We start from the raw sequence: 850 nt of genomic DNA on the forward strand, positions 1-850 counted from the left end.
CTTCGCTGCGCTTCGTCCGGGATGACGATGGAGAGGGTGAGTGAGTTGAGGAAGCCGGCGTCTGCCGGCACCCCCTTTTTGATCGCAGCGCATGACCACTTTGTCATTTCAGCCCCATTCAAGCCAATGACCGGGCCTCTTGTTCTTCACCCCGCGCTGCGCCTGCCCTTGCGCCCGTGATCACCTGCAGCATCGGGGCAAGTTCCGGGTGACGAAACCTGAAACCTGCGGCGACCAGTTTTGCCGGCACCACACGCTGGCCAGCCAGCATCGTCTCCCGGCCCATGTCGCCGAGCGCCGTCGACAATAACCAGGCAGGCAGGCGCAAGAATGCGGGGCGGTGAAGCGCTTTAGCCAGAGCCCTCGTGAATTCCGCATTTCGAACCGGCACGGGTGCCGTGGCGTTGACGGGGCCGGACAGGGTTTCATCTGCCACCGCGCGGGCAATGATACGGACCAAGTCGTCCCGTTCGATCCAGGACATCCACTGGCGGCCAGAGCCCATTGCCCCGCCACCACCGAATTCAAACGGCGTCAGCAGCTTTGCCAGAATGCCGCCCTCAACACCGAGAACGAGACCGATCCGCAAGAGCACGACACGTACTCCGTCCCGCTCCAGCTTTTGGGCCGCCTGTTCCCAGCGCTCGCAGACTTCGTGGACGAAAGCAGGTTCGAAGTTTGCGTCTTCGGTCAGCGTTTCATCACCGCGCAGACCGTACCAGCCGATGGCGGAGCCGTTGATCAGGCAAGCCGGTTTGTTGTCAAGACGACCGACCAGTGCCTGCAATGCTTCGGTCATCTGAACACGGGAGCCGATGATCCGGGCGCGTTTGCGGCTCGTCCACAAGCC

1 protein-coding gene is annotated in these 850 nt (G+C 62.5%); it reads right to left on the minus strand.

What is annotated here, in order from left to right; translation table 11 throughout:
• Positions 1-118 precede the first annotated feature (118 nt).
• A partial coding sequence (locus Q666_RS59655; protein ID WP_023003002.1) for a TIGR01777 family oxidoreductase occupies positions 119-850 on the minus strand: 732 nt, incomplete at its 5' end.

The organism is Labrenzia sp. C1B70, assembly GCF_000475395.1.
Taxonomy (GTDB): Bacteria; Pseudomonadota; Alphaproteobacteria; order Rhizobiales; family Stappiaceae; genus Roseibium; species Roseibium algicola.